This is a genomic window from Alishewanella sp. HH-ZS (genome assembly GCF_001704375.1).
In the GTDB taxonomy this organism is placed as follows: Bacteria; Pseudomonadota; Gammaproteobacteria; order Enterobacterales; family Alteromonadaceae; genus Alishewanella; species Alishewanella aestuarii.
The window spans coordinates 1-22,480 of sequence record NZ_LZEJ01000021.1; the positions used below are offsets into that span (position 1 = coordinate 1).

26 protein-coding genes, 1 tRNA gene and 1 other RNA gene are annotated in these 22,480 nt (G+C 50.0%); 14 read left to right on the top strand and 14 right to left on the bottom strand.

The genetic code is table 11. The features are described from left to right. Positions 1–130: 130 nt before the first annotated feature. Together A9165_RS09740 and A9165_RS09745 are read right to left on the bottom strand one after the other, a co-directional pair. A complete protein-coding gene (locus A9165_RS09740) occupies positions 131–850 on the bottom strand; it encodes a DUF3581 family protein (protein ID WP_065955734.1) in 720 nt (239 codons plus the stop codon). 43 nt (positions 851–893) lie between these two features. Further along, complete coding sequence (locus A9165_RS09745; RefSeq protein ID WP_065955735.1) at positions 894–2,675, bottom strand: phosphodiesterase; 1,782 nt, start codon at positions 2,673–2,675, stop codon at positions 894–896. A gap of 161 nt (positions 2,676–2,836) precedes the next feature. Here A9165_RS09745 and A9165_RS09750 point away from each other — a divergent pair, with 161 nt between their 5' ends. Together A9165_RS09750 and A9165_RS09755 are read left to right on the top strand one after the other, a co-directional pair. Further along, positions 2,837–3,253 (top strand): SulA-like leucine-rich domain-containing protein, encoded by a 417-nt coding sequence (locus A9165_RS09750; protein ID WP_065955736.1) that lies wholly within the window; start codon positions 2,837–2,839, stop codon positions 3,251–3,253. A 221-nt stretch (positions 3,254–3,474) separates the two neighbouring features. Next, on the top strand, positions 3,475–3,861 hold the full coding sequence (locus tag A9165_RS09755) for a YchJ family protein (RefSeq protein ID WP_255365692.1): 387 nt from the start codon (positions 3,475–3,477) through the stop codon (positions 3,859–3,861). A 102-nt stretch (positions 3,862–3,963) separates the two neighbouring features. On the opposite strand, the gene A9165_RS09760 is transcribed toward A9165_RS09755, so the two are convergent. After that, entirely contained in the window at positions 3,964–4,434 is a 471-nt protein-coding gene (locus A9165_RS09760) for a VC2046/SO_2500 family protein (protein WP_065955738.1), read from the bottom strand. 106 nt (positions 4,435–4,540) lie between these two features. On the opposite strand from A9165_RS09760, the gene A9165_RS09765 reads away from it, so the two are divergent. Together A9165_RS09765 and A9165_RS09770 are read left to right on the top strand one after the other, a co-directional pair. Then, positions 4,541–4,625 (top strand) — tRNA-Tyr (locus A9165_RS09765). Between the two features lie 43 nt (positions 4,626–4,668). Next, positions 4,669–4,792: non-coding RNA, RtT sRNA (locus A9165_RS09770), on the top strand. A gap of 181 nt (positions 4,793–4,973) precedes the next feature. Here the strand turns inward: A9165_RS09770 and deoC are convergent. Then, entirely contained in the window at positions 4,974–5,705 is a 732-nt protein-coding gene (gene deoC, locus A9165_RS09775; RefSeq protein ID WP_065955739.1) for a deoxyribose-phosphate aldolase, read from the bottom strand. A 500-nt stretch (positions 5,706–6,205) separates the two neighbouring features. Next, a complete protein-coding gene (locus tag A9165_RS09780; protein ID WP_065955740.1) occupies positions 6,206–6,889 on the bottom strand; it encodes a M48 family metallopeptidase in 684 nt (227 codons plus the stop codon). 119 nt (positions 6,890–7,008) lie between these two features. On the opposite strand from A9165_RS09780, the gene xthA reads away from it, so the two are divergent. Beyond that, entirely contained in the window at positions 7,009–7,821 is an 813-nt protein-coding gene (gene xthA / locus A9165_RS09785; protein ID WP_065955741.1) for an exodeoxyribonuclease III, read from the top strand. Between the two features lie 69 nt (positions 7,822–7,890). Here the strand turns inward: xthA and yfbV are convergent, their stop codons facing one another. Then, on the bottom strand, positions 7,891–8,337 hold the full coding sequence (yfbV, locus tag A9165_RS09790; protein ID WP_065955742.1) for a terminus macrodomain insulation protein YfbV: 447 nt from the start codon (positions 8,335–8,337) through the stop codon (positions 7,891–7,893). A gap of 527 nt (positions 8,338–8,864) precedes the next feature. On the opposite strand from yfbV, the gene A9165_RS09795 reads away from it, so the two are divergent. The 5 genes from A9165_RS09795 to A9165_RS09815 are packed head-to-tail and all read left to right on the top strand — an operon-like array spanning position 8,865 to position 11,845. Beyond that, the gene (locus tag A9165_RS09795) at positions 8,865–9,377 is read left to right on the top strand and encodes a PTS glucose transporter subunit IIA (protein ID WP_065955743.1); all 513 of its coding nucleotides are present in this window, start codon (positions 8,865–8,867) and stop codon (positions 9,375–9,377) included. Beyond that, a complete protein-coding gene (locus tag A9165_RS09800; protein ID WP_065955744.1) occupies positions 9,374–9,718 on the top strand; it encodes an ArsC family reductase in 345 nt (114 codons plus the stop codon). Before A9165_RS09795 ends, A9165_RS09800 begins: the two co-directional genes overlap by 4 nt. Before the next feature lie 15 nt (positions 9,719–9,733). Next, complete coding sequence (gene dapE, locus A9165_RS09805) at positions 9,734–10,906, top strand: succinyl-diaminopimelate desuccinylase (protein ID WP_065955745.1); 1,173 nt, start codon at positions 9,734–9,736, stop codon at positions 10,904–10,906. Continuing rightward, positions 10,893–11,585 carry a M15 family metallopeptidase gene (locus tag A9165_RS09810; protein WP_065955746.1) on the top strand — a complete coding sequence of 231 codons (693 nt, stop codon included), beginning with the start codon at positions 10,893–10,895 and terminating at the stop codon, positions 11,583–11,585. The genes dapE and A9165_RS09810 overlap by 14 nt, the downstream gene beginning before the upstream one ends. Further along, entirely contained in the window at positions 11,582–11,845 is a 264-nt protein-coding gene (locus A9165_RS09815) for a DUF2897 family protein (protein ID WP_065955747.1), read from the top strand. Before A9165_RS09810 ends, A9165_RS09815 begins: the two co-directional genes overlap by 4 nt. Here A9165_RS09815 and yejK read toward each other — a convergent pair. Then, a complete protein-coding gene (gene yejK / locus A9165_RS09820) occupies positions 11,784–12,815 on the bottom strand; it encodes a nucleoid-associated protein YejK (RefSeq protein WP_065955748.1) in 1,032 nt (343 codons plus the stop codon). The genes A9165_RS09815 and yejK overlap by 62 nt on opposite strands. Before the next feature lie 69 nt (positions 12,816–12,884). Here yejK and A9165_RS09825 point away from each other — a divergent pair, with 69 nt between their 5' ends. Both A9165_RS09825 and A9165_RS09830 read left to right on the top strand, forming a co-directional pair. Further along, positions 12,885–13,109: a DUF1414 domain-containing protein gene (locus tag A9165_RS09825; RefSeq protein WP_008952008.1), complete on the top strand. Its 225-nt coding sequence runs from the start codon at positions 12,885–12,887 to the stop codon at positions 13,107–13,109. Positions 13,110–13,114: 5 nt separating this feature from the next. Then, positions 13,115–14,623: a DUF3413 domain-containing protein gene (locus A9165_RS09830; RefSeq protein ID WP_065955749.1), complete on the top strand. Its 1,509-nt coding sequence runs from the start codon at positions 13,115–13,117 to the stop codon at positions 14,621–14,623. 4 nt (positions 14,624–14,627) lie between these two features. Here A9165_RS09830 and A9165_RS09835 read toward each other — a convergent pair whose 3' ends face one another. Further along, positions 14,628–14,918, bottom strand: coding sequence for a hypothetical protein (locus A9165_RS09835; protein ID WP_065955750.1), 291 nt, complete (start codon positions 14,916–14,918; stop codon positions 14,628–14,630). A gap of 170 nt (positions 14,919–15,088) precedes the next feature. On the opposite strand from A9165_RS09835, the gene A9165_RS09840 reads away from it, so the two are divergent. Further along, entirely contained in the window at positions 15,089–15,307 is a 219-nt protein-coding gene (locus A9165_RS09840) for a DUF2061 domain-containing protein (RefSeq protein WP_008610476.1), read from the top strand. 83 nt (positions 15,308–15,390) lie between these two features. After that, positions 15,391–16,242: a S1 RNA-binding domain-containing protein gene (locus tag A9165_RS09845; protein ID WP_065955751.1), complete on the top strand. Its 852-nt coding sequence runs from the start codon at positions 15,391–15,393 to the stop codon at positions 16,240–16,242. Positions 16,243–16,310: 68 nt separating this feature from the next. On the opposite strand, the gene A9165_RS09850 is transcribed toward A9165_RS09845, so the two are convergent. Genes A9165_RS09850 through A9165_RS09875 form a run of 6 tightly spaced genes read right to left on the bottom strand, consistent with a single transcriptional unit; the run spans position 16,311 to position 22,415 of the window. After that, a complete protein-coding gene (locus tag A9165_RS09850; RefSeq protein ID WP_065955752.1) occupies positions 16,311–17,555 on the bottom strand; it encodes a cyclopropane-fatty-acyl-phospholipid synthase family protein in 1,245 nt (414 codons plus the stop codon). Beyond that, complete coding sequence (locus A9165_RS09855) at positions 17,552–18,301, bottom strand: DUF1365 domain-containing protein (RefSeq protein WP_065955753.1); 750 nt, start codon at positions 18,299–18,301, stop codon at positions 17,552–17,554. The genes A9165_RS09850 and A9165_RS09855 overlap by 4 nt, the downstream gene beginning before the upstream one ends. Next, the gene (locus A9165_RS09860; RefSeq protein ID WP_065955754.1) at positions 18,301–19,554 is read right to left on the bottom strand and encodes an NAD(P)/FAD-dependent oxidoreductase; all 1,254 of its coding nucleotides are present in this window, start codon (positions 19,552–19,554) and stop codon (positions 18,301–18,303) included. Before A9165_RS09860 ends, A9165_RS09855 begins: the two co-directional genes overlap by 1 nt. A gap of 53 nt (positions 19,555–19,607) precedes the next feature. After that, positions 19,608–20,039 (bottom strand): nuclear transport factor 2 family protein, encoded by a 432-nt coding sequence (locus A9165_RS09865; protein ID WP_065955755.1) that lies wholly within the window; start codon positions 20,037–20,039, stop codon positions 19,608–19,610. Further along, positions 20,032–21,474, bottom strand: a complete 1,443-nt coding sequence (phrB, locus tag A9165_RS09870) for a deoxyribodipyrimidine photo-lyase (protein WP_065955756.1) — start codon at positions 21,472–21,474, stop codon at positions 20,032–20,034. The genes A9165_RS09865 and phrB overlap by 8 nt, the downstream gene beginning before the upstream one ends. Further along, a complete protein-coding gene (locus tag A9165_RS09875; RefSeq protein ID WP_065955757.1) occupies positions 21,474–22,415 on the bottom strand; it encodes a DUF523 and DUF1722 domain-containing protein in 942 nt (313 codons plus the stop codon). The genes phrB and A9165_RS09875 overlap by 1 nt, the downstream gene beginning before the upstream one ends. Between the last annotated feature and the right edge of the window lie 65 nt (positions 22,416–22,480).

The window sequence follows — 22,480 nt, forward strand, 5'->3', positions numbered from 1 at the left end:
CCCGTCTGTGGATGCGCATTATAGGGAGTTTAGAACAGCCTGCAAGCAGTATTTTTGAAAATGCGTTTGTTCGACTGTTTTTTGCACAAAAGCTTGATTTGGATCGTCTGGCGGCCGTTAACAGCCGCTGTTAAACGGCCAAATCGTAGCAACCTGCAGCGGAACGGCGGTTATTATAGTCAGTAACCATTTGCTGCATCAGACTTTCATCATAAGGTTGCAGGTTACTTAGGATCATTTTCTTGGCTCCCTGCCCGATAACGACGCCTTGCTCGGATAGTGTAAAGCTTAATGTCACATTGCCGCGTTTACCTTCGACCTCTAATTTACTGCCTGACAGCGCCAACTTAACTGGAGAGGTTGGCAGTTGTTGAAAAGACAGCGACATACTTTCATAAATGACTAAAGGTCGCTGCGGGTTAATCATCACGCCCTGCTCCGCCATCAGCGGTTGCAGAATGTCGGGAAAGTTCTTACCGGAAAATCGGACATAGTCCTGAAACAATGGCTCGATAACGCTCAGGTCGTGGCGATGCTCGCCGCTAAATTGAATGGTCAGATAAACCCGGTCCTGCTCGTCACAGACCTGGATTTGACCTGCAATGATCTTACAGTGCAGTAACACATCCGCGCTGACCATACCCGAGAACTGGCAATTTAATTGTTGGCTTACACCATACCGGCTCAGCAGATAACTGAACAACAGATCGCCTGGCACACAGAAACGCTTGGCGTCGACATCATGAATAGGATTAAAGTCTCCTGCGACTTGCTTGGCGAAGGTACAGGAATGTTGCCGGCTAAAGCTAAAAGCCTCTCCCTGCCGACTGACAAAAGCATCTAACAACATCTATTGCTCTCTGTTGCTGGTAAAAAGGCTATATTAACGTAAATCAGGCAACAGATGGTCCAGCCAGTACATTTATATGTTGCCGCTCAGGTCCGCGACGGCGTGAAATAAACACCGTATTGCCGCCGAGACGCTTTGCTTCCTGCTTTGCGGCAGCAGACAGCGCCGCGACATCGTGATGGCTAAAGCATTGCGCCGGATCAGGAAGGGCGATACCAACTGCGAGAGATAATAGTGGATAAAAGCGGGAATCACCGTTACGGCTTAACGCCGTGATACCCCCCAGACGCAGATCCTCTTGCCGATAGTACAACGCGATACGCTTAGCAAAAAGCTGCACAACTTGCCGGCAAAGCGTTTCGCATTCGTCAGGCTCAGCAATCAGCACAAAATCATCACCACCAATATGACCAACAAAGGATTGCGACGAAATATGCTGTTGTAATAGCTCGGCGACCAGTAATAACACCGCATCGCCTTTACTGTAACCGTAGATATCGTTGTAAGGTTTAAAATGATTCAGATCCAGATAAGCAACCGCAAAATTGGCTTTTTGTCGCAGCAATTTATCAATACGCTGGTAAATAGGCACATTACCCGGTAATAACGTTAACGGGTTGGCATAGCGAGCTAATTGTAGCTTGCGTTCACTGATTTGTTTAAGCAGAGCCCTTACTGAACCCAGACCACGATATTCACCCTGACGGCAAATAATAAAAAACCAGCTGGCGGCATTGTGCTCATCGTCAGCGACACGCTGGCTTACCTCCTCGAGCGTGGCACTGATCTCAACCACTACCGGTTGCCGGTTCATCACACTGGCTAAAGATTTCTTTTCATAGAGTGCCCGGCCAAAAGGCTGCGCCAGCAAGGCTTGCAGATCAGTGCGGCAAATCAAACCAACAGGTCGGCCCTGTTCAACTACCGGTAAACTTTGCAACTGACTATCTGATTGAAATAGGGCTGCTGCCTGGGCAACCGTCTGCTGTGGACTGACAGCGGCCACCTCAAGCAACAAGGCTTCGACTTGTTCAGAACTGATTTCACTGTGAAGTTCAGTGCTAAACAGCGTCCGACAACGTTGCGGATCGGCAAAACTGGCTTGAGGCCGTCCTAACAAATAGCCCTGTCCCAAATCGGCGCCCAGTTCACGACACCATCTTAACTCTTCAGCGGTTTCTATTCCTTCAGCCACTACGGTTGCGCCAATCGCTTTGGCCAGACTAACAATATTGCGCACGAAAGCTTGTTTGGTAAGGTCTTTGTCCAGTTCGCTAATAAAATGCCGATCAATCTTCACAATATCAGGCTGTAATTCAGACCACAGTTTCAAACCTGAAAAGCCGCTGCCTAAATCATCAATCGCAATTTGAAAGCCCAGCTCCCGATAATGCTGCACAGCTTTAACCAGTAAACCGGCATCTTCCACCTGATACTGTTCGGAAATTTCGATCACCACTTCCGAGGGGTCAATCTGTGCCGCCTTTAACAGTTGTTTGGTCAAACCGCTGGGATGGTCTGCCGTCAGTAAGATAAGTGGATTGACGTTAAGAAAGAGTTTGCTATTCAGTTCTGCTTTAGCAAAGCTCTCTATACTCAGCTCACGGCACAGCATCTCTAATTGCTCCAGCTGACCACAGCCCAGAGCAGTTTTAAATAATTGTAGTGGCGAATGTAACGGGCTATCAGAGGGGCCACGGATCAGCGCTTCATAGGCAATGACAGTACCGTCCTGCAAATTCAGAATGGGTTGAAACACTGGCTGTAACGCCCGTTTATGTAAAATTTTATCCAGTTCTGTGCAACAGAGTTCAGAAACCGCCATCTTTTGGCTCCGCCAGCAATAACTGGCGAATAGTAGAACCTTAAAATGACAGTTGCATGACAGGCGACTGCAAAATTGCCTGCAGAAAAGCACTTGCTTTTTATTTAAACAGCAACTACTGTATATGCATACACTGTACAAATACACAGATAGAGGTTGCCATGTTTGTATCTAACCATTCTTACCAAACTGAATCGAGTCAGCATCAAGCTGCCAGCAGCACAGCAAATCACTGGCAGCAATTGCAACAACACAGCAGCGAGTTGCAATTACTTAAGCTGTTACAACAGTATCGCCAAGCGAGCGGCTGGATTGTTCTAATCGCCCCTGGTTTTAAACCGGCAAAAGCATTCTGGCAAGCTTGTCAGTTGCCATTACAGCATATTCTCGTGGTTCATACTCAAGCAACAGCCGACTTGTCACAGCTGATCCAAGCGACATTACAGAACCCGGATTGCCAGGCGGTGATCTGTTGCCAGAAATTACCGTCTCAGCAACAGCAGCTACTGCAGACTTTTGCCATACAGCAACAATGTAGCTTGCATATACTGCCTACAGATACGACGGCGGCTCACTAATAACAGCCGCTGCCCCTGGGCTATCAGCATTGCAGCAAAGTCGTTAAACTAATAGCGTAATACCCTCGCAACCAATGACATGAAGAGTACGGTAACGCGTGCGGAACAGGTCGGCCCGGAGAGATAAGATGTTATGCTATTGCTGTTCAGGTAAGGCTTTTGCAGAATGCTGCCAACCCTATTTAAGTGGGCAGGCTCAACCTGATAGTTGTGAACGCCTGATGCGTTCTCGGTATAGTGCCTTTTGTGTTGCCGACAGTCAGTATCTGCTTGCCACCCTTGCCGCAGAGCAACGGGCCAGCGAATCTGCTGCCGCGCTGGAAGCTTTTGCCAAAGCGGTACATTTTTGCAAACTAGAAGTGAAACACACCATATCCGAGCCGAAGCAGGGACAGGTTAGTTTTATTGCCAGCTTTATTCAGCACAACAAGCTGGAGTTTATCGCGGAAGTCTCGGACTTTATCTTTCAGGATCGTTGGTATTATACCAGCGGTAAGCTTACTGCGTTGCCGGCGATTAAATTGGGCGCTAATGATCCCTGCCCCTGTGGTAGCGGTAAAAAATTTAAGCGCTGCCAAACTCATTTGCCTAGTGGTCAATTGCGATAGAACGGCAGTAGGATAAAGGATGCACTAGAGAAAGGGCAGGATCGAGCATGCTGTGCTTTATCGGGTGATTTTGTGGTTATCAGCACGGGTCGCTACAGCTCATCAAACCTGCGTCGCTGATAACTGTTCCAGGATCTCGTAAAGTGCAGTTTCATCACTGACAGAGGGGGTCATTTTATCCCCAGCCAACCGACGGCGACAGTGCAAATCCAGGTCGGCAACCACCTGAGGTTCGAGTTTACGCTTATCTTCCTGCCACACCCAGGGCTGTTCCTGTAGATAACTGTACAGCTTTAATTGCGCCAAACCTTGCTGCGCGGCCTGGCTCTGTTGCAATAAGGCCAGCTCGTCTGTGGTTTGATAAGCGAACGGGCGACGTCTACTGACCGCTAACTGCTGGTACAGATCATGTTTGGGTTGCTCAGCCTGATTTACTGGCGTTTGAAATTCTGCCATCTCCTCAACTGCAGGAGACAAGAACGCTAACCACAGGGCAAAATCAGCCCGTTGCTGATGCTGCAGCGCCTTACCTAAACGATCCCCTAACTGCCATTCATTGATAATAGGCTGCATACTGATGCCATCAGACAACGACTGTTGAGTTAATCGGCAAACGGTCAAAAAACTTTAGCAAAATGCTTTACATCAAACTTCAGTTTGATAAGATGCGCGCACTCGTGGAGGGGTTCCCGAGTGGCCAAAGGGATCAGACTGTAAATCTGCCGGCACTGCCTTCGAAGGTTCGAATCCTTCCCCCTCCACCATTCTTCTTCTGAGCACCAAATTCCTAAGTTAAACCACTCTTAGCAAATACTACTCAGGGGAAGGTGAGAACCTTCGTCAGGTTCGACAATGCGTAGCATTGAACAGCGGAACATAGTGACGCTGGCCTGTAAGGCGAGCGCAGCGAGTAATCCTTCCCCCTCCACCATTCTCCTTCTCAGCGTCAAATTCCTACGTTAAACCACTCTTAGCAAATACGACTTAGGGGAAGGTGAGAACCTTCGTCAGGTTTGACAATGCGTAGCATTGAACAGCGGAACGCAGTGACCAATACTATTGATTCTGGAACAGCACCGCACGGCAAGCCGAACGGAGCTGCCCTACTTCACTTAACGGGGTAACAGCTGTAATAATTCAGTTAATAAGCTGCTGGCACCAATGCGCATACCTTGCCTGGTCGCCGTCAGTCCGGTGATCTCTTCATACAGTTCCAGTAATTGCAATGCCTGTTCAACTGTCTTAACACCACCGGAGGCTTTAAAGCCCACCGGGCGCTCTGCTGCCGCAATACTGGTCAAAATGATCCTGGCCGCTTCCAGTGTACATCCCACTGGTACCTTACCGGTTGAGGTTTTAACGAAGTCGGCGCCACTGGCAATAACCAGTTCGGTAGCCTTAGTCACTTGCTGCGCCGTCAGTAACTCACCTGATTCAATAATTATTTTCAGCCCCAACCCCAGGCTGGCCTCTCTGACCGCGGTCAGAAAAGCACTCACCTCAGACTCGTTACCTGCCAGTAATTGTGAGTACGGCAACACACAATCAATTTCGGTGGCGCCCAAGGCCCGGCAGCGTGCAATATCAGCCAGAACCTGTGCCAGCGGCTGGTCACCGCCGGGAAAATTAACAACTGTCGCCAACTCGGTTGCCTTAGCGGCTGCGGCCAGATAGTCCGCCGTCTGAGACAAAAACTCCGGATAAACACAGAGCGCGGCAACAGGTGCAGGCAAAGCCGGGATGGCATTCAGCCAGGCGGCCATCTCAGCCTGACTATCTGCTTCAGTCAGCCGGGTGAGATCAAGTAGTTTCAACAGTTGTAATAAACGTAACGGATTGGTCATTGTCGGGTACTCTGTCTGAGCTTATTATTGAGTTTTGTTGCTGTAGTGACACGGTTTAGGCGCTAGTGCTCTTTCCAGTTAATTATGAATGATTCAGTCGGAATTAAAATGCCCTCAGGCAAGGCGCTTGTTTGCAGGTTTAGTGGCGCTAAATCAAAAACAAGCAACGACGTCTGAGGGCATTTTAAACCGACCCTACGGGCGTTTGCCAGGACTTCCAATGCCGCGTTGTCTCGTCTCGACAGAGCGCCACTATGCCTTCAACGAGTCGCCTTGCCTTGAAAGCCCTGGCAAACGCTGAACACGTCATAATTAACTGGAAAGAGCACTAGTTTAAACCAGAACTGGTAGCCTAATGCCAAAATGTTTTAAAAAAAATCGCTACCAGCGGGAATTTTTTGCTGCGCGCAGAGTCTGATTAGGTGAAGTAAAGCTGGTGAACATCTCTCCTTTAATCGATGTCCTTATGTTGCCGACCTGATGGTCGGCTTTTTTTACCCCTAATTCAACAGTTCGGCTTGGTGTTGTTTAAGCCAGGCTTTCGCTTCTCTATACTGTGGACAATGTTGCTGCACCAACTGCCAGAATGCGGGTGAATGATTCATATGCTGCAAATGCGCCAGCTCGTGGATCACTACATAGCGCCGGACCCAGAGCGGCACTTGCATTAACCGCCAGTTAAAGCCCAGCTCGCCGTTTTGTTTACAATGCCCCCACCGGCTGCGCCAGTTACCGACAACAACCGGACCTAATGTCTGCCGTAACCGCGCGGCAAGCTCGTTTGCCAACACGGGCAACTCCAGTAAGGCTTGCTCAGTAAAATGCTGTTGTATCAATTTTCGCGCATAATGTTCATGTCGCTCCGCGGCGATCTTTGTTGATAGCCTGAGCTCAAGCCCGTTTGCGTCAACATTGACGCTACTTTTTGCCGCCAGTTGCCAGCGAAATGGCACTGCCTGTCCCGAGACCAGGATCCTATCCCGCTGTAACCACGGCAGTATCGGCGGTGTTGTAATGCGCGCCAGCGTTTGCTGAACCCAGAGTTCTTTCTGCTGCAGCCAGGCACTTAGCCAGTGCCGGCAGATCGTGGCCGGAGCTCTGACATAAACCTCACCATTACGGATCGCCAGCTGCACCGTACGCCGCCGCTGACTATAGGAAATCTGGTATTTAATGTGCTGCATGTTGTCTACTTAGTCGTCACTATTACGGAACTAACGGTCACGGCGTTTCGCCGCTTGTCTGATGCGTGCTATTATCGAGCCAGCCTATTCGCGCAACGAAAAAATTATCTGGAATAACAATGAAGATCATCTCTTTTAATATTAACGGCATTCGCGCACGCCTGCATCAGCTGCAAGCGCTGATCGACAAACATCAGCCCGACATTATCGGCTTGCAGGAAATAAAAGTACAGGATAGCGAGTTTCCGCTGGCCGAGGTACAGGCCATGGGATATCAGGTATATCACTTTGGTCAGAAAGGGCATTATGGCGTTGCCATCTTAAGCAAAGTGCCAGCATTGTCGATGCAGTATGGCTTCCCTACTGACAGTGAGGACGCGCAGCGGCGCATGCTGATTGGCCAGTTCGCACTGGCTGACGGTAAACAGCTCACGGTATTAAACGGCTATTTCCCACAGGGAGAGAACCGTAGCCATGAAACCAAGTTTCCCGCTAAAACCAAATTTTATGCCGACCTACAGGCATATCTTGAGCAATACCATGACAGCAGTAAAGACTATCTGGCGGTGATTGGTGATATTAATATTTCACCAATTGACCTTGATATCGGCATTGGTGAAGCCAATGCCAAACGCTGGTTACGGGAAGGCAAAACATCCTTCTTACCGGAAGAGCGGGCCTGGTTACAACAATTGAAAGACTGGGGTCTGGTCGATACGTTCCGCGCGCTACACCCAACGCGTGACGCCCAATATAGCTGGTTCGATTATCGCTCTAAGGGTTTTGATGACAATCGTGGCCTGCGCATCGATGTCGTCATGGCCACGCCCCCCTTGGCTGCGCTTTGTACCGAAGCTGAAATCGATTATCAGATCCGCGGTTTGGAACGCCCTTCAGATCACGCACCGGTCTGGTCTGTATTTGCACTCTAACCAAGATCTGAACAGCACGCAGTAACGTCAACCTCGACCACCGGGCCTTTTTTAACGGCCCGGGTGATGTTAAATCCAGCGCCGCATCACAGTTTTATCGAGCTGCTGATAAGCTAACTGCAACAAACGGGCAAGATCGAAGTAATTCTTAGGGCTGCCCGGCAAAGCGGTGGTTTTTGCGTGTTGCTGGATCTGTTCACGGATCTCATTACCCCAGTTGATTAGTGCCGGCGGTAATGCGCTGTTAGCTCTGATCCCAAGCCAGTACCAGCCTTGCAGTGGCATTGAAGCCAACAGCAACATCATCGCCACTGCCGGCCCAAGAAAGCTAACACCTAATAATTTAATCTGCAGTATCGCAGTGACTATCGCCAGCACCGGCAAGTAGCGGGCAGCTTGCTTAGTCAGAAAAATAACTTTGTTTTCCGGGAAGATAGCATTAAGCTCAGGTTTCGCCGGCCAGGTATGGCTGTACTTCCAGCCGGTATTCAGAGTTGCAAACCAGGTAATCCGCATTACATCTCCCCTCTCTAACGACCATTACTCAGGATTAGACTCTCTTTACTCTAGCATAGTTGCCAGCTGATAGCTGCCGGCTTTTTCGGTCATGCGTTCCCGCCAGCGCATTAAACCAGATACATTTTTGTTACAACGGCATTTGCTACTATTCAGAAATCGAAAGCTTCATTTTTGTCGCTTTTTTACAGAATTCTTGCCCACTAACAGGCTATCAAAATTCATGCCATCGAATAATACAGATTAAATACAATAACATGGCGATTAACAGCAGAGGTTTTCAACAAAGTTATCCACAGAAACTGTGGACAACCTTTGCAGGATAAATTCAGACCCCGCTAGCCTCTGGTCTATTTTTAACTATCAAAAACAACCTATTTCGACGCTAATTTTTATCAAAGCGTTGAAACACTCTATTTTCGCTAAAACACCTTACCTTGACTCACGGATTTCAGCACAAACTACTGCATCTGTTGATCCTTTACGTTATTATCAGCACATCAGATTGATGGAGTTACGGTGATACTGTGATCAGTTGGCAGCAAGACTGGCGAAAAATAACAGGCGCCCCGATCAAAAGCCCGTTCACCGGGGCTGTGTTGCCGGCAGAGCAACATCCCGAACCATTATACCAGCAGAACCTGTTACCGGTTGCGATTACGGCAAAGCTACAGCATGGCCTGATCGTCGCCCCCTTTGCCGGTCTGTTCACCACCCAGCTTGATACCGAACGCCGCTTAGTATTGCGCCATGCTTCCGGGCTGCGGTTATTATTAGAGTTACCGTCAAATATCATTGATTTGCACGGTCGCGGCTTGCATTGGCTAAGCAATCGGCAATTGCAGGTGAATGCCGGCCAACCATTACTGCAGCTGGATCTGGCATTTCTGGAATTAGAACTGGAACTGGATGCTCTGTACTGTGCGCTGGTGCTCGATTTGCCCAAACCGGCAGAGAGCAAAGTATTTTGCCGGCAAGCCAAGGTCAACGCTGCCCAAGACCCTCTTTTTATTATTCAAACGAGCAGAACCTCAGCATGATGACATTATATGGTATTAAAAATTGTGACACCGTAAAAAAAGCCCGCCGCTTTCTCGAACAACGCAGCCAACCCTATCAGTTTCACGATTACCGGCAGGATGGGTTAACTGCAGAACTGTTAGAACAGTTTGCTGCCCAGCTTGGTTGGCAATCGTTGCTGAATACCCGCGGTACCACCTGGCGCGCCCTGGACGACGCTGACAAAGCGGAGCTGGACGAGCAAAAAGCGCTAAGTCTGATGCTGGCACAGCCCGCCTTAATCAAAAGACCACTGCTGGTAGCGGGCGAGCGCTATTTACTCGGTTTTTCCGAGCAGAGTTATCAAGATATTACTAACTAATCCTAAGGCAGCAGTATGAGTAATCTAGTAGATCCAGCCGCAAATCCAACCTTAGCGCTGGCAATGGATCTGATGGCCCGGCCGTCAGTCACCCCGGAGGATGCGGGATGCCAACCGTTAATGGCAGCGCGCCTGCAACAACTTGGTTTTCAGATTGAGATGTTGCCCTTTCACGATACGTTAAATATGTGGGCTCGCCGCGGCCAGGGTAAGCCGCTGTTCTGTTTTGCCGGACATACTGATGTGGTTCCTGCTGGCCCGCTGGAACAATGGCATACTCCTCCTTTTACGCCAACCATTATCGGTGACACCCTGTTTGGGCGGGGCGCGGCCGATATGAAAGGCAGCTTAGCGGCGATGGTGGTCGCAACAGAGCGTTTTATCGATGAATATCCGGAGCCTGCCTTTGATCTGGCCTATCTGATCACCAGTGACGAAGAAGGCCCCTTTATCAATGGTACCGTGAAAGTAGTGGAAACGCTGGAAGCGCGACAGGAGAAAATCCGCTGGTGTCTGGTCGGTGAGCCGTCCAGTGGTAAGCAACTTGGCGATGTCATTAAAAATGGCCGCCGCGGCTCCTTAACCGGCCATTTAACGGTTAAGGGTATTCAAGGCCATGTTGCCTATCCGCAACTGGCGGATAATCCGGTGCATAAAGCCGCTCCCGCTTTAGCGGCACTGGCGGCAGAGATCTGGGATCAGGGTAATGCCTTCTTTCCGGCTACCAGTTTCCAGATTGCCAACATTCATGCCGGTACCGGTGCGTCAAATGTGATCCCGGGTGAACTTAAGGTGATGTTTAACTTTCGCTACAGCACTGAGGTCACGGCCGATATTTTACAACAGCGGGTCTACGCCATTTTGGATCGCTTCGGCCTGAACTATCAGCTGGACTGGACGCTGAACGGTCTGCCATTTTTAACTGCCAGCGGTGATTTAGTCGCGGCGACCGTCGCGGCGGTAGAACAGGTTCGTGGTATAACACCACGTTTGGAAACCACTGGCGGTACCTCGGATGGCCGCTTTATTGCACCTACCGGGGCTCAGGTAATAGAACTCGGCCCAATTAATGCCACTATTCATAAAATCAATGAATGCGTGGCTATAGCCGATCTGACGCAGCTGACGGATATTTATCACGCCCTGCTGGTTAACCTGCAACAACGGCTCAGCCATGCAGTTAACTGAACTGAGCCCGGCGCTTCTGACCGGGCAGGATGCCGGCCCGATGCAACTGGTCGAACATAACCAGCAATTGCATCAGGCCGTGATACCCGCTTACCGGCAAATGCAGCAGGCAGCCGCGCAGCAGGGGATCGCAATCAGATTGGTATCCGGTTGGCGCAGCTTTGAACGCCAGGCCGCGATCTGGCAAGCCAAATGCGAAGGTCGCCGCCCGGTATTTGACCGCTGGCAGCGTCTGCTAAAGATTGAACACTATCAGGGTCTGGCGAAGCTGGAAGCCATTATGCTGTACTCTGCACTGCCCGGCGCCAGTCGTCATCATTGGGGCAGTGACCTGGATATTTATGATGCCGCTGCGGTCAGTAACGACTACCAGGTACAACTGCAACAGAGTGAATATAGCGCCGGCGGCCCCTTCTATCGCTTAAGTCAATGGCTGACGCAGCATGCTGCGCAGTATGGTTTTTTTTTACCGTATCGCGAGTTTCAAGGCGGGGTCGCGGCTGAACCCTGGCATCTGAGCTATCAACCGCTGGCGGCACGCTGCCAACAGGCACTGACGCTGGAACAACTGCGCTTAGTGCTGCAACAGCACCCTATTGCCGAACAACAGACTGTACTGGCACATTTACCTGAGCTGTACCGGCGCTTTATCTGTAACATTTGCGAGGCACTACCATGAATTGGCCATTATTCTGGGCGCTGTTACTGGCCTTTGGTTTTATTATCGGCAATGTGCTGTTGGTTAAGCACTCGGCCAAAATGAAAATGCCGGCGTTAAAAGCCCTGCCAGAAGCCTTACCGAAACAACCGACGCCAGCCGATACCACAGCGGCGGCATCAGACTCAGCCACCTCTGCTACAGCACCGGCGGCAGCCGCTACGACTGCTCAAAAGCCGAATAGCCCTGAAGAAAGCGCTGCAGCTGATCGCGCAGATTAGGCGGAGTGCCTTTGATCACCAGGGTATCGGTTCTCAGATCATAACTCACCCGCTCACCGAGCAGCTTTTCATCAAAGCTGAGCGATAAGCCACCGCCGGTACCGTTAAACTTTACCAGCTTTTTAAGCTCTTTAACTTCTACCGGGAACTGCTCCGCTACTGCCAGCTGTTGCTCGGCACAATAGTGTAGGAAGCCGTTTTCCTGCTCCGGATCGACCACGGCAGACAGCTCAGCTAACACTACTTCTTGTCCGGCTTTCGCACGCTCTTCACAATAATCAAATACCTGGCGCCTTGCTGCGGTTTTTTCTTCCGGCGCAAATTCTGCCGCCCCCAGATATTCCTCCACCGAAGCTAATACCAGTTGACTGTTTGCTTTGGCATCAGTGCCTTCGGCACAACCCAGAAAATCCAGAAAGAAATCCGCGACCTTACGTCCGGCGCGGCCGCGGATAAAACTGATGTAATGCCCCTGCTCACGGTTTACCGCATATTCGGTCAGATCCAACCGCGCTGCCAGCTGCATCCGGCTGATATCCAAATGGCGGGAAGTTGCCAGCTCCAGCTGCTCAGTTAATTCAAAGTGATCTTTGCTGCCCAGCAGGCAGATCAATAAAAATTCGCTGGCCAGGTAGCGGTAATGTGCCAGCAATAAATAACCGGTCTCCGGCAGTTGATGCTGGGATAACTCCTGCACCAGCGCGTCGGTGGTAGCACGGCTAAACCCCAGATAATCACTGTTGCCGCTCTGCCAGTCAGCCAGCGCCAAAGCCACCTTGGGTGACTTTTCAGTTTCAAAGGCAGCGTAGCCTTTGGCCGGCTTGCCGTTATAAGCCAGGTGAAGCTGCTCGACCAAATTTGCTACGGCGCCGCTACGCCCAATCAGTGCCTCCCGATAGTGGGCCTGGTGCTCACCACTGTCTGTTAGCGCAATATAATTAATGGCCAGATGCTGCATCTCTACCGACATAAATTTTCCTGTTTATTCTGAATTCTGTTACTATTCTATCTGTTTATGCGTCTTTAATCTGAGTAATCCATGCCGATTGTATCAAAATATTCCAGTAGCCAGATTGAAAAGCTGGTCAATCAACTGCTCGACACCCTGCACCAGCAACACGCCACCACTGAGCTAAGCCTGATGTGTTTGGGTAATGCGGTTAGCCATATTATCAATACCTCTGTGCCGGCAGCGCAACGTACCGCCGTCGCCAGCAGCTTTAGCCAGGCTCTGGCTGACGCCATTCAAAGCGACAAGCATTAAGCCTTATGGTGCTGGAACAAAACCTGTCCTTAGTCAAAAAAGTTAACCGGTTACTAAACTGGGGGCACTGGTTTACCTTTTTCAATATATTGCTGGCACTGTTGATAACCAGCAGTTTCTGGTGGTCAGAGCCCCTGCCACAAACGGTGTTGGGCAGTGTGTATCTGCTGGTTAACTGGTTGGGACATACTGCATTTTTGTGCTTTATGTTCTTTATTCTGACCATATTCCCACTGTCGTTGATCTTTCCTTATCAAAAACATGTCCGCGGCCTGGGTGCAACTCTGGCCACCATTGGCATGGTACTGCTGATTTTTGATGCCTATGTCTATAACCAGCTTGGTTATCATCTTGGCAGTGCGTCCTATGACCAAACGCTGGCCTTACTCAGGGCGCAGGTGGTCACCAACTTGCGCAATTTTGTATTAATTGTCACGCTGGTCGGTGCGCTGTTGCTAACGCTGCAGATCTGGTTAAGTAACTTTTGCTGGAAAAAAATCAGCCGCCTTTCCGCCTCAGGTATCGGTCAACCGGCTTTGGCTCTGTTCTTTGGTAGTTTTATGCTTAGCCATCTGCTGCACATCTACGCCGATGCCCGCTTGAATTTCGATATTACCCGCCAGGATAATGTGCTGCCTTTCTCCTACCCGGCCACAGCGAAAAGCTTACTGGCTCGCTATCAGTTGGTAGATTTAACCGCTCGCGCCAAACGCCAGGCCGATAAGCTGAGCCTGGAACATGCCAATCGCAGCAGCCAGCTGTTAAGCTGCCAGGCCGGCGCTACCGAATCGACCTTATTATTAGTTACAGCCAGCATCACAGCGGAACAATTAGCTTTGTTACAGCAACAGGGCCTGCGCAGCCATGATCAGCATTTCGCCCCAAACAATGCTGCTGAAGCGCTGTTAAACCTGCTGTACGGTCAGTTTAAAGCGACAGCAGATGCCGCCAGCGCACTGCAGATGATACCGGCCTGGCTTAACAGCGTTAACGCTACTGACATTCAAGTGGTTAACCGCACACCAGAGCTGAATTCGTTACTACCCTGGGCCAACACAGAGCTTAGCCCTGCCAGGCTAAATATCGTATTTGATGCGGACTTTTCCCGGCATTGGTCAGAATACCAGCAATTTAGCCGGCTAATCGTCGTGCCGTTACATAGTGAAAATGCCAAGTTTCAGCTGGCGCCGGTTACAGCCTATCTGCGCTGGCCGGCGCTGTTAAGTCAGGCCCGGCAACATGGTAGTCAGCAACTGGACTGGTTACCGACCTTATTGGGCAGTATTGGCTGTGAAACGGAAAACCGCTGGCTGGGAGACAATTTATTTCAGCCGGAAACCCTGCCCAAACTGAATATCAGTCAGCAGGATATTATCAGTATCCGCAAAGATAAGATGATGATCTTGCGCCAGGACGGCAGCTACGGCGTCTGGTCGGCAGGTACCCTGGTGCCACTTAACGATCCGCTCAATGTGCCTATGCTGGTTGACGCCTTAAAGCGACTCGAGGAATAAGCCGTTACTGTAACGAGGTCGGAGCCTTAATTCTTGGCCGGCGCCCCGCCAGTTCTAATTCAGCCAAGTGATACAGGTTGGTTAAGGCGATTGGCGGTGGTGGCTCGGCAAAGCATTCAATATAAGCGACTTCCGCTTCTTTGGTAATTTGCTGAAACAGTTGGTCGTAAAGGCTAAAGCCATCATAGCTATAGGGCTCATTTAGCTCCGCTACTTTCAGCTCCTGCTGGCGGCGCATAAAATAATTCATCAAAAACTCGTACTGCTTAATATCCAGCAATTGCCGACAATCCACCTTGCCACCTTTTTCTCTATTGCACGAACCTGCGCGAACTTTGCCATTTTACGCTGCCAAAGCACGAAAGATTCATCACATTTTCTGATTAACACAATTTTATTTATTCACTTTAATTAATAATGAGAACCGCTATCATTTACTTAAGCAGATGATTCGGGAGACCCGTTATGATTAAAACCATTACCTTTGCCATTATGCATTTTAGTATTGCCTTTGGCGTAACTTACCTGATCACCGGTGATTTGGTGTTAGGCGGTCTGGTGGCCATTATCGAGCCAGCCGTTAACACTGTGGGCTACTTCTTTCACGAGAAAATCTGGCAGAAGTTTGATCGGAAAAAAGCACCCGCAACGCCGTTATTGACTAAAGGTTTTATCAAGTTATAGCCCTGCTGCTGCGATTATGCAGCAGCAAAGCGTTAAAACCGCTATACTAGCCGCTATTTGATTGTAATAAGGCAAAAATAGCGATGATGTCACTGGGTACCCTTAATACCCTAACCGTAAAGAAACAGGTTAAGTTCGGTTTTTATTTGGATGGCGAAAGCTGGGGCGAAATTTTACTGCCCAACAATGTCGCACCGGCGGGTTTACAGCCTGGTCAACAACTGAATGTGTTTCTGTATCTCGACTCCGAAGATCAATTAATCGCCACTACCGAGCGTCCGAAAGTGATGGTGGGCCAGGTTGCCTATTTACCGGTCGTCGCCAGCACTAAAGTCGGTGCTTTTTTAGATTGGGGCCTGAAAAAAGATTTGTTGGTGCCCTTTAGTGAACAACAAATTCCACTAAAAGTCGGCCAGCACTATCTGGTGTATTGCTATGTTGATGTCAGTAACCGCATTGTCGCCTCAACCAAGCTGGATCGCCATCTGCATAAAACCGCGGCGCCCTATAAAGAGGGTGACAAGGTAGAAGTGATTATCAGTGAGCAGACCGATCTCGGTTACAAAGCCGTCGTTAATCATCAGCATTTTGGCGTGTTATATAACAATGAAGTATTTAAGCCGCTGCGCCGCGGTGACAAGCTGACCGCTTATGTGGTGAAGGTTCGTGATGATGGTAAGCTCGACTTACGGCTGAACAAAGCAACCTTTGAGCAAGCTAACGTGCTGGGTAACCAGATCTTAAAGCAGTTAAAAGCGAACGGCGGTAAACTGGCGTTAACCGATAAGAGCGCACCGGAGCTGATTTATCAGCAATTTGGTGCCAGCAAGAAAGCCTTTAAACAGGCTATCGGTACCTTATATAAAGAGCGCAAAATTGTGATCACTGAGCAAGGTTTGCTGTTAGTACCGGAACAACCGGCTGCTGACGCGTGACGGTATGCTGCAAACAACAACGCCGGCAAAATGCCGGCGTTGTTGTTTTGATGCTTCTTTAAAGTGGGTTAAAACACACTGCGGTTCTGTGGTTTACTGAGCACCAAATGCACCGCACTGGTGGCGCGCTCACGAAAGCCGCCTTCGCAGTAACACAGGTAAAAGTGCCACAACCGAATAAAATTATCGTCATAACCCAGCTGATGCACCGCATCACGCTGTGCCATAAAATTATCACACCAGTCTTTTAACGTTCTGGCGTAATCAAAACCAATATCCTGTACCTGACGGATCACCAGATCAGTTTTATTGGCTACAGCACTGGCCATCCGGCTAATTGAGGGTAAACAACCGCCCGGAAAAATATAGCGTTTAATAAAGTCGACCTCACGCACATACTGTTGATAACGGTGATCGACCATCGTAATCGCTTGCAGCACCATAATGCCGTCCGGCTTTAACAGGCTGCTGCACTTTTCGAAGTAGTTATCCAGAAAATCATCGCCGACGGCTTCGATCATTTCAATGGAGACTAACTTATCGTAGGTACCGGTTAGTAAGCGATAATCTTCAAATAGTAAGGTGATTTTATCCTGCAGGCCAAGCTCAGCTACCCTCGCCTTAGTATAATCATATTGTTGCTGTGAAATCGTGGTGGTGGTGACTTTACAACCATAGTGCTGGGCGGCATAGATCGCCATACTGCCCCAACCGGTACCAATTTCAATAAGATGATCAGAGGCTTTTAACTGCAAACGTTCACAGATCTGCTGCAACTTATGCTGTTGTGCCTGCTCTAGTGTACTGTCTGCTGACGGATAGACCGCACTGGAATACATCATACTCGGGTCCAGAAACAGCTGATACATGGCATTACCCAGGTCATAATGGGCAGCAATATTGCGTCTGGACTGTGAAATCGTGTTGCGGTTACGGAAATTCAGCAGCTTAAGCATTGGCCGGCTCAAGCGCGCCCAAGTCGAGTCCATCTTATCCAGCACGTCGAGGTTACGAGCGAAAATTTGCACCAGCGCGGTTAGGTTATCGCAGCGCCAGAAGCCGTGAATATAGGCCTCGCCCCCACCCACTGAACCAGCCAGAACTAGTTTTTGATAAAAGGCTGGATCGGTCACTGTAATAGTGGTTTTTAGTTCGGCATCAGCATCACCAAACTGCTGCGCTTCACCGGCTTCTATTACGGTAATACTGCCATGGCGTAACTGACTTAAAAAATTCAGGGTAAATTTGCGACACAGCCGGTCAAACCAGCCTAAATTATCAAACACCGCTTTTTCGCTTAGCGATAAACTCATGACTCAGAACCTCGGGATTTAGGGTGGGCATACACCGGAACGCGTTTTATCAAAAGCTTCAATGCCTGCCAGTAGATACGACTCATAATCTGTACGCTTTGCCACGGCTGCCGGATCAGGATCCGCCGGCGTACCGCCTGGGTCAGCGCAAAGCGTTGTAATTTAAACCAGGCGCTAAATACCGCCTGCTGCTGCTTTAAATTGGTAATACTGCAAAACAGCTGCTCAGTGGGCTCCTCAATCTGCCAGCGATATTCCATATCCAGCGGATTAAAGGGCGAGACATGAAAGGCTTTTTGATGCTGATACTGCTGCTGTTCGCTACTTAGCGTTTGCAAATAATAGTGCCGCTCATTCCACGGCGTATTGGTAACTTCACAGAGCAAATAACGCAATTCACCACTGTCGTTATAGCAGTAGTACAGCGTCAGCGGACTAAAATAAAGCCCCCAACTGGCCAGTGGTGACAGTATAAACACCTTGGCGATTGGCTCTGTACCACCCAGCAGTTGTACCTTATCGCGTACCGCCTGCGCTAAATCAGCATCACCCGCCAGATAATCGGCACGGCGAAAACTAATAGCGCCGAAACGTTCAGCCTGAATACCCACCGCGGTTAAGCTGGCAGGGGTCAGTTGGCTGCAGTCCAGCCAGTAGGCAGCATAGGGGTAATCAAAGCCATGCTGCTTTGGCAAAAAGCGCTTATGACCGACCCGGCCACAATAGACAGCGTGACCGGGCTGCATCAGTAGTCCACTCCCAACAGGGCGGCAACATCAACTGCGCTACGGGCGCCATCTTCATGAAAGCCGTTATACCAGTAGGCACCGCAGAAATAGCTATGCCGCTGACCGTTAATTTGGCTGCGTTGCTGCTGACAAGCTAAGGTCATATGGTTATACACCGGATGGGCATAGTGATAGATCCCCAAAATCTTATCCTTAGCAATACGTTGGGTATTGTTCAGCGTAACACAAAAGGTGACAGGTGCCTGCAAGCGCTGCAGCATATTCATATTGTAAGTCAGGGTGGCGCGGTCACTGTGCTGGCTGTCCAGGTTATAGTTCCAGGAGGCCCAGGCGGCTCTGCGCTCTGGCAACAAAGAGGTGTCGGTATGCAACACCACCTCATTTTCCTGATAGGCAATACCGCCGAGAATTTGCTGCTCCGCGTTACTCGGATCCTGCAACAGCTTTAATGCCTGATCGCTATGGCAAGCAAACACGACTTTGTCATACTGCTCGGTATGACCGTCCGCAAATTGAATGGTCACGCCCGTCTCGTCACGGCGTACACCGCTGATCTGCTGATTTAAGCGAATGCTATCAGTGCCCGCCTTTGCCAGCAGCGCGTCAACATAGCTTTGGGAGCCACCTTTAATGACCGCCCACTGTGGCCGTTCATTGACATTCAGCAGACCATGATTGTTAAAGAAGCGCAGGAAAAAGCGCACCGGAAATTTTGGCATTTCGGTCAAACCGGCTGACCAAATCGCCGCGCCCATCGGCATTAAATAGTTATCGCGAATACCTTTACCAAAGCCATGTTTATCCAGAAAGGTACCGAGATCCAAATCCAGATCCGCATGATCTTCGGCAACCAACTGCTTACCAAGCTTGTTAAAGCGCACAATCTCCAGCAGCATTTTCCAGAACGATGGCCGCAGGATATTTCGCTTCTGCGCAAACAACGAGGCGAAGTTATTGCCGTTATATTCCAGATTATGTTGAGTATTTTTAACGGAAAAGCTCATCTCAGTAGGCAGCGATGCCACACCCAATTCGGCAATAAACTTATTAAACACCGGATAGGTCCAGTTATTAAATACTATAAAACCGGTATCGATAGGATAGGTTTTACCCTGATATTCCACCAGCTTGGTCGCGGTATGGCCGCCCAGATAATCATTGGCTTCCAGCAAGGTCACCTGGTATTTTTGCTTCAGTAAATACCAGCTGAGCATACCGGCGATACCGCCACCTATTACTGCTATACGCATAAGATCCCTTATGAAATACTTATCATTAATTTAAGCGACATAAGCTGCGACTATTAGCTCGCAGCGATTTTTTGTTTAACCTGCCGGGTAAACCAGCCCAACAGCGGAATATGCTGATAGACCATTTCGGTCAGATCATAGTAATCGCGGTGATAACAAATCCGCCCATCCTGCCAGGCCAGCTCGGTGCTACCGTGCACCAGAATTTCCTGCCCTTTGGCAAAGGCCGGGTGACTAAAGCGCATCTGCCAGCTCAGAAAGCCCCGCTCGCCCTGACACAGGCCGCTTACCGGCGTAAAGCGGGCATAATTTAAGCGCTGATAACCATGAGCCAGATAGTGTTGTAACGCCGAGCGGCTATTAATTTCATGCACCGGATCAATAAACTGTACCTGTTCCGCATAATAGTCAGCGATGGCATCCAGACCATTCGCAGATAGACTGTTATAAAAATCTAAAAACGCTTGTAGTTTAGGGTCAAGCATCGACTGCCTCCGCCGCCTTACCTTTTACTGCTGCAAACAGCACCAGCGTCTGTTTACGGGCCTCATTATGATCAACTATTGGCTTTACGTAGCCTTTGGGGGTAACCAGCCGGTGCGGCCAATGTAAATCCTTGCCAGTTTTCGCCGAGAGCTCTGGCACAAATTGCCGGATAAAGTCACCGCTAGGGTCAAAACGCTCACTTTGGGTAACCGGATTAAAGATCCGGAAATAAGGTGCCGCATCCGTGCCGGTAGACGCGGCCCACTGCCAACCGCCATTATTGGCTGCAAAGTCACCATCGAGCAGCTTTGACATAAAATATTGCTCGCCCCAGCGCCAATCAATATGTAAGTCCTTGACCAGAAAGCTGGCAGTAATCATCCGCAGCCGGTTATGCATCCAGCCGGTTTGATTCAGCTGGCGCATGGCGGCATCCACGATCGGATAACCGGTTTCACCGCGACACCAGGCAGTAAAGCGTGCCTGCTCGTTTGGCCATTGGATCAGATCGGTCTCTGCCTGAAAGGCGCGGTGTTTGATTAAGTGAGGAAAGGCGACCAGGATATGCTTATAAAAATCACGCCAAATCAGTTCAGACAACCAGACCGCCGCGCCGCTTTTCTCCTGCCACAGTGCCTCTTTGGCCTCCAGTTGCAACCGGGCGACGCACTGCTGTGCTGATATCACGCCGATGGCTAAATAAGGCGATAACTGTGAGGTACCATCGATCGCTGGGAAATCCCTATCCTGCTGATAAGCGCTGACCCGCTGCTGACAAAAATTGCGCATCTGCGTCAGGATCTCCGCTTCGCTAACCGGCCAGTCGCCTGAGCTCTGATCCGGCGCTTGCATCGGCGCTAATGCCGGTAGCGACAATGCGTGTTCCATCTGCAGCGCTGGCTTCGGATAACACTGAATACCGTCAGACGCCAGGCGCTGTAACCAGTTGCGCTTAAAGGGGGTAAAGACCTTATAGATCTCGCCTTGCTGGGTGCGGATACTGCCAGGCGGCATAATGCAAAGCCGGTCAAACCAATGTGCGGCGACACCCTGCTGTGCTAATAAGGCGCTAACCTGCTGGTCGCGGCGCTGCTCGCGCAGTTCATATTCAACCTGCGCATACAGCGCCTTAACACCAAGTGGCAATAGCGCTGCGATTAATGGCGCGCAGCTGGCATAGTCACTGCCTTCCACCGCCAGCAGCGGAATATTCAACGCCGCCAGCTCTGTTTGCATCGCCTGCACGCGACGGCGCAGCAGATCCTGACGCAGCGGTGCCATCTGATGCGCGTTCCAGCTTAGTGGTGTGGCGATAAACAGCGCCAGCACAATGCCCTTGTCATGCGCTGCAGCACTGCAGGCGGTATAGAGTGCCTGATTATCATAGACACGCAAATCATGTCTCAGCCAGACCAGATGTACAGGTGTTTGCATCAGGCGCGTAATCCTAATTGTTCCGGATAAGGGGCAAAGTAACTTTGCTGTTGTAAGTATTGGTTTGGATAGCGCCGCAGATGATGCTGTAATAAGGTCACCGGCGCTAACAGTGGTACGAAGCCGCGGCGGTAGCGATCAATCAGTTCGCTTAATTCAGCACGGCTGGCTGGCTCCAGCACTTTCTTAAAAAAGCCCTGTAAATGTTGCAGCACATTGGTATGTTGTTTACGGCTGGCAATTTGCCGCATCGCCTGCATTAACTCCGTCAGATAGCGCAGTTGCAACTCTTGCGGCTGAAATAACTTAGCTTCAGCGACCAGACGCCCCAGCTGCCGGTATGCTTGCGGACTATGCGCCAACAGCTGGAATTTATAGCGGCTGTGAAACGCCACCAACTTACCAATACTAAAGCCATCGCGCATACTTTGCTGGTAGTCATAACAGGCAAAAATCCGGGCGATAAAATTCTCCTTTAACGCCGGATCCAGCAAGCGGCCATCTTCCTCCACCGGTAACCAGGGATAATGCTGCATCAGCTGCCGGGTATAAAGCCCGACCGCTTGTTTCCCCAGGTTATTACCTTCCGCATCATAAAGTTTTACCCGCTCCATGCCACAGCTTGGTGACTTGGCGCAAACAATATAACCACTTAAATCTGCCAGCTGCGGCAGCAGCTTAGCGGTGAAGCTCAGCATCTGCTCGGTGTAATCCAGACTATTATCGCGGGTTTGTACTAAACGGATCTGCTGCTCAGCATTATACTGCAGGCGAATTGGCGGTCGCGGCACACTCATGCCAATGGCTTGCTCCGGACACACCGGCACATACTCCACCAGGGGCTTTAACTGCTGCGTACAAAAGGTTGAAGCTTTATGCCCGCCGTCAAAGCGCACTTGCGCGCCCAGCACACAGGCACTGATGCCAATTTTTACTGCCATATTCTTTAACCCATAACTGACTTGTTTTCTTTACAGCACCGTAGTGCAAACGGATCAATCATCTT